This window comes from Streptomyces polygonati (genome assembly GCF_042650325.1).
Taxonomy (GTDB): Bacteria; Actinomycetota; Actinomycetes; order Streptomycetales; family Streptomycetaceae; genus Actinacidiphila; species Actinacidiphila polygonati.
Window position 1 is genome coordinate 305,655 of record NZ_JBHSBB010000019.1, and the last position, 16,709, is coordinate 322,363.

A 16,709-nucleotide genomic window follows, 5' to 3' on the forward strand; every position below is an offset into this window, starting at 1 on the left:
GGATCTATACGGGCGGACAGGTCCATACCGGTCGGTGGCGGCAATTGCCCGTTGCCGCAAGCAGTTGCGAGAGGAAGAATTGCACTCGGATCCCCGATCGGCTCCTCGAGCCCTCTGACCGGAGTGCGCCCCGCGCCCGGTCTACGGGTGTATCCGTGAAGGGAGGACCGTGACTATCGGCTTCATAGCGGAGACGTCCACCACCATCACCTCCCGCGCGTCGCGCAACCTGGAACCGGCCGAATGGACAGGCGTCGGCGTACCGCTGCTGGCCAATCCGCGCGATGTGATCAAGGATCTGCATTCCCGGCACCAGCCAGCCCGGTCGACGGCGATCGTCGCGGTCTACGATCCGGACGGCCGGATCAGGGCGAGCGCCTCGTTCGCCGGCCGGCCCGGTGTGCTGGACGGCTGGGAACGGCGCAACGCGGTGCTGTCCCATCTGCGCAGGGTCATCCCGCACGATCTGCGGCTGCGCCAGCCGGTGCGGACCGCCGTGCTGATGGTCTGCCGCGACGGTCACGCCGGCTGGACCGAGGAGGACGGCGCCTGGATGTGGGGACTGCGGGACGCCTGCACCCTGCACGGTCTGCGCTGCGGCTCGTATGTGACGCTGACCGGCGAGGGCTGGAACGTCATCGGCGAGAACCGCAGCGGCCGCACACCGAACGCGACCTCGTACCCCAAACGGGCGGGCGGTTCGGCGCCGACGGTCCCCGGCGGGGGGCCGCAACCACTGCGCCGCGCCGCCGCCCGCTGACCTTCAGGAGCCGACGCCGGCACCCAGCAGGGTGGTGATCCGCGCCGGATCACCGCACACGATCAGCAGCGTGCCCGCTCGGGCGAGCGCGCCCGCCAGCGCCTGAGGCAACGTTTCGTCCGAGCCACCGTCGAGGGCCACGATCACGACCGGCCTTCCGGCGGCGCGGGACGCGCTGATGTCGGCGTAGAAGACGTCGTCGCCGGCATCGTGCTGAGCCCAGTAGGAGGCATCGCCGAAGGAGAGCTCGTGCGCGGCCCACGGGTGGGGATCGCCGGTGGTCAGCACCAGGATCTCGCCCGGGGCGCGGCCGCTGTCGAGCAGCAGGTCCACCGACTCGTCCGCGGCGTCCGCCGCGCCGCCCGCGGGCGCGGGAACGAGCTGGATCTGTGCGCCTGAGCCGGTGGCGGCGCGCTGCTTCGGCACCGGATCGGCGGTCGCCGCGACGGCCGGCGTCACCGGACCGGAGGGCGCGGTGGCGCCGCTCGTTCCGCCGGGGCGGCTCGGACCGGGCCGACCCGGACGGACACCGGCCGGCGAGGCGTCCTTGGGCGGTGCGGGCCGCGGCGCCGCTGGTCGCGGCGGGCCGGGAACAGGACGGGGGGTCGACGCGCTCCGGCCGACGGCCGGAGCAGTGCGGGGACCCGGGACACTCTCGTGAATCTGAGGCTCCTCGGGGGTGAGAGGCATGAGTTGATGTCTATCAAACGCGGCACGAATGCGCAGCGGTCGGTGGGTGCTGAATCAGAAATCGAAACCGAGTTGTTCCCCTGTGTCGACGCCCTCCCGGACCTTCTTGAGGTGCTGCCAGCGCGGCAGCGCGTCCAGGTACGACCACGAAAGACGGTGGTGGCCGGTCGGACCGAACTCCTCAAGGGCCGCCCGGTGAACGGGAGACGGATATCCGGCGTTCTCCGCGAAAGCGAACGGGAGGTATTCCCTGCCCAGTTCGACCATTGCGGCGTCCCGTCGGACTTTGGCGATGACCGAGGCGGCCGCCACCGCGACGCAGGACTGGTCGCCCTTGATCACGGTGCGCACCTGCCAGGATCCGCCCAGGTAGTTGTGGTTGCCGTCGAGGATGATCGCGTCGGGCTGCTCGGGCAGCTGCTCCAAGGCGCGGAGAGCCGCCAATCGCAGAGCCGCGGTCATGCCCTGCTCGTCGATCTCCTCGGGTGAGGCATGGCCGAGCGCGTACGAGGTCACCCAGTCGGCGAGCACCGCGGCGAGCCGGGTGCGGCGCTTGGGGGTGATGAGTTTGGAGTCGGTCAGGCCTTCCGGCGGGCGGCGCAGACCGGTGATCGCCGCACACACGGTGACAGGTCCCGCCCACGCCCCACGCCCTACTTCGTCCACACCGGCGACAGTCCGAACGCCGAGGGTGGCGCGCATCGAACGTTCGACACTGTGGGTAGGAGGTTCGTACGGCATGACGTCGTCAGCCTACCCCCCGGCAACACGCGTTCCGCAGGGGGTCGATCACTCCGGTGCGACCAACGTGGGAAGGGGGTCGGTCCGCGCCGTCCAGGGGGCCGGCGGTTCGCCGCCGGTCCGCGCGGTGGTCCGCAACGCGCCCTCCTGGTCACCGGGATGACGTGCCGCGCGGCATGAGGTCCGCCACCGCGCCGAGCGGTTCCGCGGGGTCACGCGGTCCGGGCCGGGGTCGGGCGTCGTGTGCTGAAGCTCACCCGATCCGGCCGCCGGGCGGACCCGGGGTTCCCCACCGCTCGAACGGCCGGTCAAGGAAGTAGCGGCCGTTGGTGCCGGTGAGCAGCATCCGTGTCTCGCCGTTGGAGGGGTTGGACAGCATCTCGAACTCCTCGACCGTCCAGTGGAACCACCGCATGCAGAACAGGCGCATCGTCAGCCCGTGGGTGACCAGCAGCACATTCGGCGGGAAGTCCGGCTGCTCGAAGGCCCGGTAGAGGGTCTCCAGGAAGGAGCCCACCCGGTCGTAGACATCGGCGCCGCTCTCCCCCATCGCGAAGCGGTAGAAGAAGTGCCCGTAGGCGTCCCGGGCCTTGCGCTGCCGCTGGATGTCCTCCTGGTCCTGCCAGTTGCCCCAGTCCTGCTCCCGCAGCCGCGGTTCCTCGCGTGCCCGGGTCAGCCGCGGGTCCAGACCCAGCGCGTCATAGGTGTGCCAGGTCCGGCGGTAGGGAGAGACGTACGCCTGCACCGGCTCCGCGCCGAAGATCTCGCGCAGCCCCGCACCGGCCCGCCGGGCCTGCCGCACTCCCTCGGCGGTGAGTTCCAGGGCATGGTCCGGCACCCGCTCGTAGATGGTGTCGTCCTCATTGCCCTGGGACTCGCCATGCCGGATGAGCACGATGCGGCGAGGGCGTCCCATGACGATCAGCCTATTGCCCGTCCGACCCTGCTGCGCGCCACAGCTGCGCAGGTCACACAGGGTGGCCGGGGTCGCGCAGCCCGTCACTGCCGTCCGGGAGTGCGGGCCGGCCGGCGAGGTCGGCCCACTGCCGGCCGATGAACTCCAGCCGGGCCGGGTCGGCGACCGCCCGGATGCCGATCATGCCCTGCGGCCCGAATTCCGGCGCCAGCACCCCGACGACCGCGGAGCCCACCACCGCGACCAGTGCCGGGTCGCCGTTGACCTCGGCGAGATGGCCGCGGGCGTCGGCCGGGATCCTGCCGCGCACCGTGGCCAGGAAGCGGCCCACCTTGACCGTACCCAGGACGGGGCGCCGGACGACGCCGGGCTGTCCGCCGCCGTCCGACCAGGCCACCACGTCGTCGGCGAGCAGTTCCTCCAGCCCCGCCGGGTCGTCGTCCCTGATCGCCCGGAGGAGTTCGGCCACGGCGGACACGCGTACCGCCTGGCCCCGCGACGAGGAGGGGGGTACGGAGAGTGGAGACGCCGCACCCTCCGCGTCCAGGACGCGCTGCCGAGCCCGGCGCTCCAGCGCCGCGGACCGCTCCTCCGATACGCCCAGCACCGCCGCGGCGGCCTCGGGACCGTAGCCGAACACCTCGCGGAGCACGTAGGCGGCACGCTCCCCCGGCGCGAGACGCTCCAGCAGCACCAATCGGGCCATCGACACCGACGCGCGCCGCGCCGCGGTGTCCATCGGCCCCAGCGCTCCGCCCGCCGTCAGCACGGGTTCGGCGAGCCAGGCTGCCGTATGGGCGTGTCCGTCCCGGCGCGCCCGGCCGCGCTCCGCGCCGCGCAGCAATGCGCCGAAGAGGTCGCGCACCAGCTCGTCGTACGCGTCCCGGTGGTACGAACCCGCCGGCCCGGACCCGCCCGGCGCCCCGGTCCGCGCGGCGAGCGCGTCCCGTACGACCTCCCGGGCGCGGCTCGCCGAGCCCAGCATCCGGTACGCGGCCCCGAAAAGCCGTACGGCGTCCGCCTCGGGCACACCTGCGGCCGGGGCAAGCGGTTCGGGCGCACCGGATGATCCGAGCGGGCTCGGCATGGCGGCCACGCCCGGGACACCGATCAGGCCGGGTCCGTCCTTCAGACCGTCCACGCCTGCACCACATCCACCACGTCACCCGCGACGGACACCACATCGTCGTCCAGTTCGGCCCGCTCGGACAGCCGGGAGACCGCGCCCTCGCGGTATTTGCCGTGCTCCGTTGCGGAGTTCCACATCGACAGCACCACGAAGTCATTGCCGGCGCCCTGGCCGAAGACCCCGCGCAGCATGCCCGGCGAACCGGCCATGGCGGGATTCCACACCCGCTGCTGCATCAGGGTGAAATGGTCGACGCGCTCCGGCCGTACCTTGCACAGGGCCACTCGCAGCAGATCGGTGTCGGTGAACCGCGGCTCGAAGCCGACCTTCACGTCCAGCCGGTGCTCGAAGAGATTGACCGCGAGCATCTCGGAAGTGCCCTCCTGCCCGGCCGCGATGCCGTCGTGCGGACCGGCCATGAAGACGTCATAGGACCGGCGGTCGTCCCAGAAGGCGAAGAGGTGCGCCACGCCGGGCTGTGCGCGGCTCCAGCCACCGCCCTGGCCGCGGAATCCGGGCTGCTCCTTGAGAGCCAGCCACCTGCGCTGACCCCGTTCGAACCCGGGTCGATCGACGACGCCGCAGCGTACCCACTTCACCAACACCGAGCCATCGTAGTGGCGTTGGAGCGGCATCATTACCCCCCGATCCGGACCCGGGCGGCGCGGCCCGAAGCGGTCGCCGACGGAGGGTGCGGACGCGGCGCTTTTCCGGGCGGACGCGAGGGGGCGGCCACCGGTTTCCCGGTGGCCGCCCCTGGTCGGATCCCCTGGTCGGATCAGCCCTTCAGAAGAGCCTCACTCGCTCAGCTGCACCCGCTGGTCGAGCCGCAGCCCTCGCAGACGTAGCAGCTGCCGGCCCGGCGCATCTTCGTGCCGCAGGAGAAGCAGAGCGGGGCGTCCGCGTTGAGCCCGAGCTGGATCTCCAGCAGCTCGGTGGAGCTGTGGGCCTCCTTGGGGGCCGGCGCCGCCGCTGGCGGCTTGGCCACGGACAGCGGCGGGCGCGGGGACTCGCTCCGCGCGGCCTCGCTTTCCCGGGGCGCGGACTGGGCCAGTCCCTCGACGTCCATCTCCTCGTCGGTGGGCTCGTAGGACCCGGTGTCCAGGTGGCGCTGACGCTCCGGAGCCGAGTGGATACCCAGTGCCGAGCGCGTTTCGAAGGGCAGGAAGTCCAGCGCGAGCCGGCGGAAGATGTAGTCCACGATGGACTGCGCCATCCGCACGTCCGGGTCGTCGGTGAGACCGGCCGGCTCGAAGCGCATATTGGTGAACTTCGAGACGTAGGTCTCCAGCGGCACCCCGTACTGCATGCCGACCGAGACGGCGATCGAGAAGGCGTCCATCATGCCCGCGAGGGTCGAACCCTGCTTGGACATCTTCAGGAAGACCTCGCCCAGACCGTCGTCCGGGTAGGAATTGGCCGTCATATAGCCCTCGGCGCCGCCCACGGTGAAGGACGTGGTGATGCCGGGGCGGCCCTTGGGCAGACGCTTGCGGACCGGGCGGTACTCGACGACCTTCTCCACCGCGGTGGTCGCGGCGGCGGGCGCCACGGCCACGGTCTCGGCGCCGGCGCCCTGCGAGCCCTTCTTCTTGGCGGACAGCGGCTGGCCGACCTTGCAGTTGTCGCGGTAGATCGCCAGCGCCTTCAGGCCGAGCTTCCAGCCCTTGAAGTAGACCTCTTCGACCTCTTCGACGGTGGCCGTCTCCGGCAGGTTCACCGTCTTGGAGATGGCACCGGACAGGAAGGGCTGCGCGGCGGCCATCATCCGGACGTGGCCCATCGCGGAGATCGCCCGCTCGCCCATGGCGCAGTCGAAGACCGAGTAGTGCTCGTTCTTGAGACCGGGGGCGTCGATCACATGGCCGTGCTCGGCGATGTGGGCGACGATCGCCTCGATCTGCTCCTGCTGGTAGCCGAGCCGCTTGAGGGCGGCCGGCACCGTGTTGTTGACGATCTGCATGGAGCCGCCGCCGACCAGCTTCTTGAACTTGACCAGGGCCAGGTCCGGTTCCACGCCGGTGGTGTCGCAGTCCATCATCAGGCCGATGGTGCCGGTCGGGGCCAGCACCGACGCCTGCGCGTTGCGGAAGCCGTTCTTCTCGCCGAGCCGCAGCACGTCCTGCCAGGCTTCGGTGGCCGCGGCCCAGACCGGGGTGTCCAGGTCGTCCACCCGCTCGGCCGCCGTGTTGGCGTCCGAGTGCTGCCTCATGACGCGCTTGTGGGCGTCGGCGTTCCTCGCGTAGCCGTCGTACGCGCCGACCACCGAGGCGAGTTCGGCGGACCGCCGGTAGGAGGTGCCGGTCATCAGGGAGGTGATGGCACCGGCCAGTCCGCGGCCGCCGTCGGAGTCGTAGGCGTGGCCGGTCGCCATCAGCAGCGCGCCGAGGTTGGCGTAGCCGATGCCGAGCTGGCGGAAGGCGCGGGTCGTCTCGCCGATCTTCTCGGTGGGGAAGTCCGCGAAGCAGATGGAGATGTCCATCGCGGTGATGACCAGCTCGACGACCTTGGCGAAGCGCTCGGCCTCGAAGGTCTGGTGGCCGTCGTCGTCCTGGCGGAGGAACTTCATCAGGTTCAGGGAGGCGAGGTTGCAGCTGGAGTTGTCCAGGTGCATGTACTCGCTGCACGGGTTGGAGGCGGTGATCCGCCCCGTCTCCGGCGAGGTGTGCCAGTGGTTGATCGTGTCGTCGTACTGGATGCCGGGGTCGGCGCAGGCCCAGGCGGCCTCGGCCAGCTTCCGGAACAGCCCCTTGGCGTCGACCTCCTCGATGACCTCTCCGGTCATCCGGCCCCGCAGGCCGAACTTCGAGCCCGTCTCGTACGCCTTCATGAACTCGTCGTTGACCCGGACCGAGTTGTTGGCGTTCTGGTACTGGACGGAGGTGATGTCGTCGCCGCCCAGGTCCATGTCGAAGCCCGCGTCACGCAGGGCGCGGATCTTCTGCTCCTCCTTGACCTTGGTCTCGATGAACGCCTCGACGTCCGGGTGGTCGACGTCCAGCACGACCATCTTGGCGGCGCGGCGGGTGGCACCACCCGACTTGATCGTTCCCGCGGAGGCGTCGGCGCCACGCATGAAGGAGACCGGGCCGGAGGCATTGCCGCCGGAGGAGAGCAGCTCCTTGGAGGAGCGGATACGCGAGAGGTTCAGGCCGGCGCCGGAGCCGCCCTTGAAGATCATGCCCTCTTCCTTGTACCAGTCGAGGATCGACTCCATGGAGTCGTCGACGGACAGGATGAAGCAGGCGGAGACCTGCTGGGGCTGGGCGGTGCCCACGTTGAACCACACGGGGGAGTTGAAGCTGAAGACCTGGTGCAGCAAGGCGTATGTCAGCTCGTGATCGAAGATCTCGGCGTCCGCCGGGGAGCTGAAGTAGCCGTGCTCCTCGCCTGCCGCGCGGTAGGTGCGCACCACCCGGTCGATGAGCTGCTTGAGGCTCTTCTCGCGCTGGGGGCTGCCGACCGCGCCGCGGAAGTACTTGCTCGTGACGATGTTGACCGCGTTCACCGACCAGAAGCCGGGGAACTCCACGCCGCGCTGCTCGAAGTTGATCGAACCGTCGCGCCAGTTGGTCATGACGACGTCACGATGCTCCCAGACCACCTCGTCGTACGGGTGCACGCCCGGCGTGGTGTGGATGCGCTCGATACGCAGGCCCTTGCCCGCCTTCGACCCCTTGGTGCGCGAACCGCGTGCCGGGCCGCTCGTCGTCTCTGTCATTCCGCCTCCCTATAGGGCGAAAACGCCCTGATGTGCCGGGTTTCTTCCCGGGACACGGTGCTGTTCCTACGCCGGAGCGCCCCCACTGGAGGGCTTCCGGCACATCTTTGGTCCTGGCTGCCGCTCAGTCGGTGACGGCGGCGGGCGCGGGGACTCCGAGGTCCTCGTCGAGGCCGCCAGGAGTGGTGGGGGGCAGCTGCTCGCGCAGCTCCGTGATCGCCCTCTCGAAGTCCTCGAGGGAGTCGAAGGCCCGGTAGACACTGGCGAAGCGCAGATAGGCCACGAGGTCGAGGTCCTGGAGCGGGCCGAGTATGGCCAGCCCGACGTCGTGGGTGGACAGCTCCGCGCTGCCGGTGGCCCTGACCGCCTCTTCGACGCGCTGGCCGAGCTGGGCGAGGGCGTCCTCGGTGACCGGACGGCCCTGGCAGGCCTTGCGCACGCCGGCGATGACCTTGTTGCGGCTGAAGGGCTCGGTGACCCCGCTGCGCTTGATCACCATCAGGGACGCGGTCTCGACCGTGGTGAAGCGCCGGCCGCAGTCCGGGCACTGGCGCCGGCGGCGGATCGAGGATCCGTCGTCGGTGGTGCGGCTGTCCACGACCCGGCTGTCGGGGTGTCGGCAGAAGGGGCAGTGCATGGGTCTTCCACTCCCTTTCTCACCGGTGGCGAGCGCGCGACTGAAGGCTTCCGCAGGGGCGCCGCACAAGCCGCGCAAGCCATCGAAGCTACGTCAATGCCACGTCGCGACCACAACTTGTGGTGCCCAGGTCCCATCTAACCACTAGATCTGGTGTCGATGTTCCAGGGGGCCATCCGCGTGTCGGCACGACAGAGCGGACTCGGGGCGTTCCGGAGCGTAAGGGAAGATCCCGGCGGAGCGGTCGGCCCGGCGGGCGTGGCGGGCCGGGAGGACGGGCCGGGAGAGGCCTTTCGCGAACAGTTCGGGGGCCTCGATGACACACTGGGCGAAGCCTTCCGGACCGGCACCACCGGCGGTTTTGCGAATCGAACTTCCATTCGAGCAATACACCCGGTACCTTGATCACGTCAGCGGATTTATGCAAATTCACTCGAACGTGTGTTTGGCGCAACCTTTCGAAACCCACTACCGTTGTACTAACTGCCCGTGCGCGAGCGGGCCGACCGCAGTCCATGCGGTGGAGAACATCTGGAAAGGGGCCGCCGTGACCGCCACCGCAGAGAGCGCCACAGCGACATTGACCGCACATGACCGCTCCCCGGATCGAATCGGCCCGTTGGACGTGATGAACGAAGACAACCCCCCGAAGCCCACGCGCTCACTTCCCGGACGGCCCCCGGGTATTCGCGCCGACAGCTCGGGACTCACCGAACGCCAGCGCCGCGTAATCGAGGTCATCAGGGACTCGGTGCAGCGGCGCGGATATCCCCCCTCCATGCGCGAGATCGGCCAGGCGGTGGGGCTCTCCAGCACGTCCTCCGTGGCCCATCAGCTGATGGCCCTGGAACGCAAGGGCTTTCTCCGCCGTGACCCGCACCGGCCGCGGGCCTACGAGGTGCGCGCCTCGGAGGCCGGCCACTCGCAGCCCACGGACACCACAGGTATGCCCTCGGCGTCGTACGTGCCGCTGGTCGGCAGGATCGCCGCCGGCGCACCGCTGCTGGCCGAGGAGTCCGTCGAGGACGTCTTCCCGCTGCCCCGCCAACTGGTCGGTGACGGCGAGCTGTTCGTGCTCAAGGTCGTCGGCGACTCGATGATCGAGGCAGCCATCTGCGACGGGGACTGGGTGACGGTACGCCGCCAGCCGGTCGCGGAGAACGGCGACATCGTCGCGGCGATGCTGGACGGCGAGGCCACCGTGAAGCGTTTCAAGCGGGACGCCGGCCATGTGTGGCTGCTGCCGCACAACGCGGCCTATCAGCCCATCCCGGGTGACGATGCCACCATCCTCGGCAAGGTGGTGGCTGTGCTGCGCCGGGTCTGAGCTCCCGGCCTCCCCATCCGGGCCCCGGAACCCCTGCGCCGGTTCCGGGGCCCCGCTGTGTCCGGGGCCCCGGCCGGTTCAGACGGTCTGCACCGCCACCTCGGGCGCCTCCGCCGCGTCGGAGGTCTCGGTCAGCCGGGCCCCCTGGGAGGCCCCCACCGCAGCCACCTCGGCGGTCATGGCCAGCGCGTCGATCGCCGCCAGCGACTTCCGCACCTGATTGCGATCGGTGGTGTACCAGAGCTCCGGCATGGACGATCGCAGGAAGCCGCCGTAGCGGGCCGTGGCCAGCCTCGGGTCGAGTACGGCGACCACGCCCCGGTCCCCCGTCGCCCGGATCAGCCGGCCGGCTCCCTGGGCCATCAGCAGCGCCGCATGGGTGGCCGCGACCGCCATGAAGCCGTTCCCCCCGTGTTCCTCCACCGACTTCTGCCGGGCGCTCATCAGCGGATCGTCCGGGCGCGGGAAGGGGATACGGTCCATCACCACCAGCTGGCAGTTCACACCCGGGACATCCACGCCCTGCCACAGTGACAGCGTGCCGAACAGGCAGGTCGGGGCATCGTCCGCGAACCGCTGGATCAGCTCCCCCAGCGTCTCCTCGCCCTGCAGGAGCACCGGGTGCTCCAGACGCCCGCGCATCGCCTCTGCCGCCGCCTGGGCGCCGCGCATGGACGAGAACAGCCCGAGGGTGCGCCCGCCGGCCGCTTCGATGAGCTCGCTGAGTTCGTCCAGCATGTCCTCGCGGCTGCTGTCCCGGCCGGGCTGGGCGAGATGCCGGGCCACGTAGAGGATGCCCTGTTTGCGGTAGTCGAAGGGCGAGCCCACATCGATGCCCTTCCACTGCGGCACGTCCTCGCCCTCGGTGCCCTCCGGAGCCAGCCCGAGCGACGCGGCGACCCCGTTGAAATCACCGCCGAGCTTGAGGGTCGCGGAGGTCAGCACCACCGAACGCTCGGTGAACAGCTTCTCCCGCAGCAGCCCGGACACACTCAGCGGCGCGACCCGCAGTGACGCGCCGAAGCGGTCGTGGCGCTCGCACCACACCACGTCGTACTCCGAGCCCTGCACGAGGCGCTCGCTCACCTCATGGACGTGCTCCACGGAGGCCATCGCCTGCTTGCGCACGGCGTCCTCGTCCTGCACCGACTTGTCCCGGGTGTCGCCGAGCGCGGTGATCACCTGGCGGCAGGCGTCGCGCAGCGCTGCCAGGACATAGCCGAGGTCTTCCGGGATCTCCTCCAGCCGCCCGGGCAAGGCGAGTTCCATCAGCCGCTCGAAGCCCTCGGCGGCGCTGAGCAGCGCGTCGGCCGCCTTCTCGTTGACGAGTTTGGCGGCGCGCTTCACCGCCCGGTTGACGCCGATCGGGCTCAGTTCACCGGTGGCGACCCCGGTGACCCGCGAGACGAGTTCATGCGCCTCGTCGATGATCAGCACCTCGTGGCTGGGCAGCACGGGCGCGCCCTCGATCGCGTCGATGGCCAGCAGCGCGTGATTGGTGACCACCACGTCCGCCGTCTTGGCCCGCTCGCGCGCGGCCTCGGCGAAGCACTCGGCGCCATAGGCGCACTTGGTGGCGCCCAGGCACTCGCGCGAGGTCACCGAGACCTGGCTCCAGGCACGGTCGGAGACGCCGGGCCGCAGCCCGTCGCGGTCGCCGGTCTCGGTCTCGTCCGCCCAGTCGCGCAGCCGCAGCAGATCCTGACCGAGTTTGCTGGTCGGGGCGGCGGCCTCGAAGGGGTCGAAAAGCCCGTCCGCCTCGTCCTGCGGCACGCCCTCGTGCAGCCGGTGCAGACACAGGTAGTTGGAGCGGCCCTTGAGCATGGCGTACTGCGGTTCACGGCGCAGCAGCGGCTTGAGCGCCTCGACGGTGCGCGGCAGGTCGCGCTCGACGAGCTGCCGCTGGAGGGCCAGGGTGGCGGTGGCCACCACGACCCTCTCGGTCTGGGCGAGCGCGGGCACCAGATAGCCGAGCGATTTTCCGGTGCCGGTGCCGGCCTGGACGAGCAGATGGGACTGGTCGTCCACGGCGGCCTCGACGGCTCGGGCCATGGTGACCTGACCGGCCCGCTCCATGCCGCCGACGGCGGCGACGGCGGCATGCAGGAGGTCGGTGAGTTCGGGTGAGGGCGTGGCAGTCATAGGGTGGCCAGCCTACGGCGAGCCACTGACAACGGGTGCGCCGAAGGCGGGAAGCGGAAGACGCGAAACGGGTCAGCTGCCGTGCAGCGGATTGCGTACGGTGCCGTGGATGGCGGCGTGCGGGCGCTGGGCACGGTCGCGATAGCCGTCTGTGTGCAAACGGTTACGGTTGAGGCACAGCCGCTCGATCCTGGGCGTGAGCAGGTCGAACATGGCGAAGCGCTCTTTGAGCTCGGGAAAGCGGTCCTGGTGGCGGAGGATCTCGTCGCGCACCAGTGCCCAGAAATCGCTTTCCGGCACGTCGAGTTGGCGCTCGCACAGGGGCGCGAGATAGCGCAGCACTCCGACGAAGAGCCCCGAATGGATGAACTGGGTGAGGAATTCCGGGGGCTCGGTGAGCAGCACGGCGCGCACGTCCGCCGGCATCGCGGCGTGTTCCGGCAGCGGTTCCGCCGAGACGTTGATGTCGTCCACGAAGTCCTTGACCGCCAGCCGCACCGGAATGTCGTGCGCGTCGAAGACCACGATGGCGTTCTCGCCGTGCGGCGAGAAGACCGTGCCGTAGCGGTAGAGGAAGTGCAGCAGCGCGGGCAGCAGGGCCGCGAACAGATGCCGCAGCCACACCCGTGGGGCGAGCCCGGAACGCGCCACGAGTTCCGCGGTGAAGGCCCGGCCCCGGGGATCGGTGTGCAGCAGCGCGGCCAGGGTGCGGGCGCGTTCGCCCGGGTCGAGATAGGTGCCCAGCGACTCGCGCCAGATACAGCCCAGCAGTTCGCGGTATTGGTACGGAACGGTCGGCAGCTTGTCGTACTGGGGGTGGGCGACGCTGACCGAGGCGACCTCGCCGAGCAGGATGACCCTGGCCTCGTCGCGCAGGAAGCGGTCGTGGTCGCGGAGCCCCTGCACCCAGGCGGTCACCGCCGGAGCGGCCAGCGTGCGTTCGGTGGGCAGGCCGCGGTAGACGAGGGTGTTGAGGATCGACAGCGGGAGTTTCACCGTCCGGCGCAGCGGATCGCTGGCGTTGAGGAAGGTGCGGATCGACTGCTGCGGCACCCGGAGGTCGTTGTCAGTGGTGAGGTGCAGGATGGATCCATCGGCGATCGCGGGCGCGAACAGCGGGGCGACGGTCTGCTCCCACTGCCAGGGGTGGACGGGCAGCAGCAGATAGTCGCCCGGGTCGCGCTCCCGGTCGGCGACGCTGTGCCGGAAGGCGTCGAGGGTGGCGGGGGCGAGTTCTTCCGCGTAAAGGAGATCGGGGGTGGCCAGCGTGGTGATGCCGCGGTATTGCGCGAGGTCGCGGTGGACGGCGATCCACGGCAGCCGCTGCGGCGTGCGGGCTTCCGGGGCCCAGCGTGCGGCGTCGGTGTCCGAGAATCCGATACGCCCCTTGTTGGCGACCAGCCAGGGGTGACCGGTCTGGTGCCCTTCCAATTCGGCGTAGTCGAGGTCGGCGAGCTCGGTGGCGGCTAACGCGTCCGCGTCCAGCCGTACGTCGGCGCGCAGGGTGGCCAGCAGCTCGCGGACGAAATGGCCGAGGGTGTCACCGTTCAGCCCGAGCACGGTGTCGTGGCCGTGGACCAGGAAGTGCAGCGGGTCGCCGGTCGGCCCGATGCTGTCCGCGTCCACATACCAGCTGCCGTACGAGCCCCGGCGCGCGCGGAAGCGGTAGGTGACGTCGGGGCCGAGGGCGAGCCGGTACGCGGTCGGGCCGTTGCCGGGATCGGGTTCGGGAAGGATCACCTCTTCGTAGGCGAACTCGGCGAGCATCTTGGCCAGCAGGCGGCGGGACGCGTGCTGCCAGGCGAGGGAGTCGGGCGTGGGCTCGGGCGTGGGCTCGGGGGCGCGGTCGGGGATCACGGTGGGCTCCTGCGTGGGGACGACGGGGAGGAGGTGGACGGTGGGATCGGGGTGCCGTACGGAGGCGTGGCCGGGATGCGGCCGGGATGGGCCGGGTGAATGCCGGAGTGAAGGACGGGGTGGGGATGACGCCGGCGCCGTGCTGCGACCTGTGACGGTCAGAGCAGGTGGCACAGCGCGCGGTCGCGGACCATCAGGGCGGCGCGCTTGTCGGGGAGGTCGACCTCCGCGCAGAAGCGGAAGCCCGCGCTGAGGAAGGCGGCGACCGAGGGGGTGTTGCGCAGATCGGGTTCGGCGACGACACGGGTGCAGGCGGGCCGATGGTCGAGCACCAGCGTCGAGACGGCGTGCAGGAGTTCGCTGCCCAGGCCCCGGGCGCGGTCGGGGACGCCGCCGATCAGGAGGTGGACACCGGTGTCATGGGGTCTGGCGGGGTAGTGCCGGGCGATCGGGTCCAGGTCGGCGCGGTAGATCTCCCAGTAGCTCATGGGGACGCCGTCGAGGACGCCGAGGCAGGGCAGGCTCCGGCCGTCGCCGGCCAGCTGGGCGCGGACATGCCGCTCGGTGACGCGCGGGTCGCCGGCCAGCTGCCAGAACTCGGCGACCGCCGGATCGTTCATCCAGCCGGCCAGCAGCGCGAGGTCGCGCTCCGGCTCGACCGGCACCAGCCGGAGGAGCCCCGCTGCTGTCCTGGCGGCGGGCCAGTGGGCGACGCGGTCGAGCAGATCGGCGGGGACGCGCGGCCCGTGGGTGAGGCCGGTCAGGCTGTGCGGACCGGCGCGGCCGGGCAGGTCGGGCGCGTGACTCGGACCAGGCCGGCCGCTCGGGCCGAGCGGAGCCGAGGGCCCGAGCGGTGTGGCGGCGAAGAGCGCGACGACCTCCGGGGGCAGTTTGAGGTCGAGGGTGTCCTCGGTACTGGAATCGGCGGGAGACATCAGCGGGCCAGCGGATTGGGCAGGGTGATGTAGACGGACTGGCTGTCGACCGGCCCGACGAGTTCGTCGAGTCCCTGCAGCCGGGTCAGCAGATTGGCCTTGCAGCGCAGTTGGGTGCTGTGCAGCAGCCGCCCCGGGAGGCTGCTGCCTTGGTGGTCGGAGGTGAGGAACCGCCGGAAGGCGGCCAGCAGCACCTGTTCGTCGGCGAGCCCCTGGGAGCCGAAGGCACCGACGAGGCCGAACACGTTGTTGATGCCCAGGTAGTAGGCGAAGCGCTCGTCCGCGACGGCGTCGGTGACGAAGGTGTCGCTGGCAGCGCCGATGCCGGACAGCTGCCCTTCGAGATCAGTGCGACGCGATTCGCGGAAGTAGTAGCCCTGGTTGTCGCGGTAGCGGCCGCCGCACGGCCAGCCGTCGGTGTCGAGCAGCACCAGAGTGTTCTGCTGGTGGGCTTCGAGTGCGATACCGGCCTGACCGTCGAGCCACAGCAGGGGGCGGACCACCGCGTCGAGATAGCGCAGGAACCACTCGGTGGCGACGGCCGCGCGGGGCCTGCCGGTCTGCTCCGCGAGGGCGTCGACCAGCGCGGCGAGCCGGGAGCGGAAGGCCGGCGCCGGCACCCCGGGCCAGGGGCGCGGGGAGGTGAGCCCGGCCAGGCAGTGGGCTTGATGGCCCGCTCCGAAGGGGCTGTGCCGGAGCATGACATCGAGTCCGGGGACGGCTTCCCCCTCGGCCGTGTTCACCCCGAGCCACGCCGGGTCGCGCACGATGTCGAAGCCGGGGTGGGCGGCCTGCCAGCGTGTCGCCAGGCCGCTGCGCAGCAGCCGGTGCACCTCGGCGCCGCGCAGCAGTTCCTTGCGGAGGTTCTCCCGCCGGGAGTTGGTGATACGCAGGCCGAGGGAGAGCTTGAGCATGGCGGCCGCGCCGGGCCGGTAGACGGTGCGCACCGAGGAGGTGGGGTGCCATGGCTCGCCGAACGCGCCCAGGTCGCGCAGCAGCCCGGCGTCGAACAAGGCGCTGAGCTCGGGCCGGTGCCGGATGTCGCGTGCCTGCCAGGGGTGCAGGGGCAGTGGCGCCGTCCCGGCCGGCAGTGCGAGTCCGGGGCCGGCGAGCGCGGCCAGCAGGTCGGGGGCCGGCACGGCACGGCCGCGTTCGGTCCAGGCGGAGTCGGTGGCCAGCAGGGCGGAATCGACCGCCAGCCAGTGCAGCGGGAAACTCCCGCGCAGCTCGGGCGAATAGGCGGCGCTCTCGGCCGGGCCGAGGCCTTCGCGTCCCTTGGGCGCCGGATGCAAGGGGTGGCCCAGGATCAGGGACTGCTCGGAGTCCAGGAAGGGCAGCTCGGGCAGGGCGGGCCCGGGGTGCTCGCGGCGCTCGGCGATGAAGACAGCAGTGCGGCGTACGGAATCGGCCACCCGCGCCACCAGCTCGGTACCCTCGGCGGGATCGGTGCCCCCTTCACGGGCCAGCAGCGCGGCCAGCTCCACTGAGGTCAGCGGTCGCTGGTCGGCGGTGGCCAGCAGGGCGGGGCCGAAGCGGTGGTGCCCGGTCGCCGACCAGTGGTGCACGGCCGACTGCGCCTCGGTGCCGCTGGCACGCAGCGGGATCCGCAGCAGTCCGTCGAGCGGCTGGCTGATCCCCGTCTCGCGCACCCAGCAGCGGAGCAGATTCTCGGTCCCGGCGGCGTCCGCGGCCGCGAAGGGCTCAAGATGCGCCGGGGGTTCGATTCCGGGGGCGGTCCGGGCTGCGGCCCGCTGCGGCGGCATCGCCTGGTCCTGAGCGGGTGCGGTGGCCGGGGGCGGGGGTGCGGTCATGCCGGTGCTCCACTGGTCGGTGCGGTGGGGGCGGGTGCTGATG

Annotated in this window: 13 protein-coding genes; 2 read left to right on the plus strand and 11 right to left on the minus strand. The window is 71.0% G+C overall.

Translation table 11 applies throughout. The features are described 5' to 3' along the window. The first annotated feature begins 169 nt into the window (after positions 1-169). A complete protein-coding gene (locus ACFO3J_RS26920) occupies positions 170-760 on the plus strand; it encodes a hypothetical protein (RefSeq protein ID WP_386434374.1) in 591 nt (196 codons plus the stop codon). A gap of 3 nt (positions 761-763) precedes the next feature. Here ACFO3J_RS26920 and ACFO3J_RS26925 read toward each other — a convergent pair whose 3' ends face one another. The 7 genes from ACFO3J_RS26925 to nrdR all read right to left on the minus strand — a co-directional run bounded on the left by ACFO3J_RS26925 (position 764) and on the right by nrdR (position 8,594). Next, complete coding sequence (locus ACFO3J_RS26925; protein ID WP_386434377.1) at positions 764-1,450, minus strand: hypothetical protein; 687 nt, start codon at positions 1,448-1,450, stop codon at positions 764-766. A gap of 54 nt (positions 1,451-1,504) precedes the next feature. Then, positions 1,505-2,191, minus strand: coding sequence for a ribonuclease HII (locus ACFO3J_RS26930; RefSeq protein ID WP_386434380.1), 687 nt, complete (start codon positions 2,189-2,191; stop codon positions 1,505-1,507). A 253-nt stretch (positions 2,192-2,444) separates the two neighbouring features. After that, complete coding sequence (locus ACFO3J_RS26935) at positions 2,445-3,107, minus strand: histidine phosphatase family protein (RefSeq protein WP_386434383.1); 663 nt, start codon at positions 3,105-3,107, stop codon at positions 2,445-2,447. A gap of 52 nt (positions 3,108-3,159) precedes the next feature. Then, complete coding sequence (locus tag ACFO3J_RS26940; RefSeq protein ID WP_386434386.1) at positions 3,160-4,248, minus strand: sigma factor-like helix-turn-helix DNA-binding protein; 1,089 nt, start codon at positions 4,246-4,248, stop codon at positions 3,160-3,162. Further along, the gene (locus ACFO3J_RS26945; RefSeq protein ID WP_386434389.1) at positions 4,236-4,841 is read right to left on the minus strand and encodes a YdbC family protein; all 606 of its coding nucleotides are present in this window, start codon (positions 4,839-4,841) and stop codon (positions 4,236-4,238) included. Before ACFO3J_RS26945 ends, ACFO3J_RS26940 begins: the two co-directional genes overlap by 13 nt. Before the next feature lie 200 nt (positions 4,842-5,041). Next, the gene (locus tag ACFO3J_RS26950; protein WP_386434392.1) at positions 5,042-7,957 is read right to left on the minus strand and encodes a vitamin B12-dependent ribonucleotide reductase; all 2,916 of its coding nucleotides are present in this window, start codon (positions 7,955-7,957) and stop codon (positions 5,042-5,044) included. Between the two features lie 124 nt (positions 7,958-8,081). After that, entirely contained in the window at positions 8,082-8,594 is a 513-nt protein-coding gene (gene nrdR, locus ACFO3J_RS26955; RefSeq protein ID WP_386434395.1) for a transcriptional regulator NrdR, read from the minus strand. A 547-nt stretch (positions 8,595-9,141) separates the two neighbouring features. Here nrdR and lexA point away from each other — a divergent pair. Beyond that, positions 9,142-9,921 carry a transcriptional repressor LexA gene (lexA, locus tag ACFO3J_RS26960; protein WP_386434398.1) on the plus strand — a complete coding sequence of 260 codons (780 nt, stop codon included), beginning with the start codon at positions 9,142-9,144 and terminating at the stop codon, positions 9,919-9,921. Positions 9,922-9,999: 78 nt separating this feature from the next. Here lexA and ACFO3J_RS26965 read toward each other — a convergent pair whose 3' ends face one another. From ACFO3J_RS26965 to ACFO3J_RS26980, 4 genes are all read right to left on the minus strand, one after another. Continuing rightward, positions 10,000-12,063 (minus strand): ATP-dependent DNA helicase, encoded by a 2,064-nt coding sequence (locus ACFO3J_RS26965; RefSeq protein WP_386434401.1) that lies wholly within the window; start codon positions 12,061-12,063, stop codon positions 10,000-10,002. 72 nt (positions 12,064-12,135) lie between these two features. Beyond that, positions 12,136-13,920, minus strand: a complete 1,785-nt coding sequence (locus ACFO3J_RS26970) for an IucA/IucC family protein (protein ID WP_386434404.1) — start codon at positions 13,918-13,920, stop codon at positions 12,136-12,138. Between the two features lie 158 nt (positions 13,921-14,078). Beyond that, positions 14,079-14,855 carry a GNAT family N-acetyltransferase gene (locus ACFO3J_RS26975; protein ID WP_386434407.1) on the minus strand — a complete coding sequence of 259 codons (777 nt, stop codon included), beginning with the start codon at positions 14,853-14,855 and terminating at the stop codon, positions 14,079-14,081. After that, the gene (locus tag ACFO3J_RS26980) at positions 14,855-16,666 is read right to left on the minus strand and encodes an IucA/IucC family protein (protein WP_386434410.1); all 1,812 of its coding nucleotides are present in this window, start codon (positions 16,664-16,666) and stop codon (positions 14,855-14,857) included. Before ACFO3J_RS26980 ends, ACFO3J_RS26975 begins: the two co-directional genes overlap by 1 nt. Positions 16,667-16,709 lie beyond the last annotated feature (43 nt).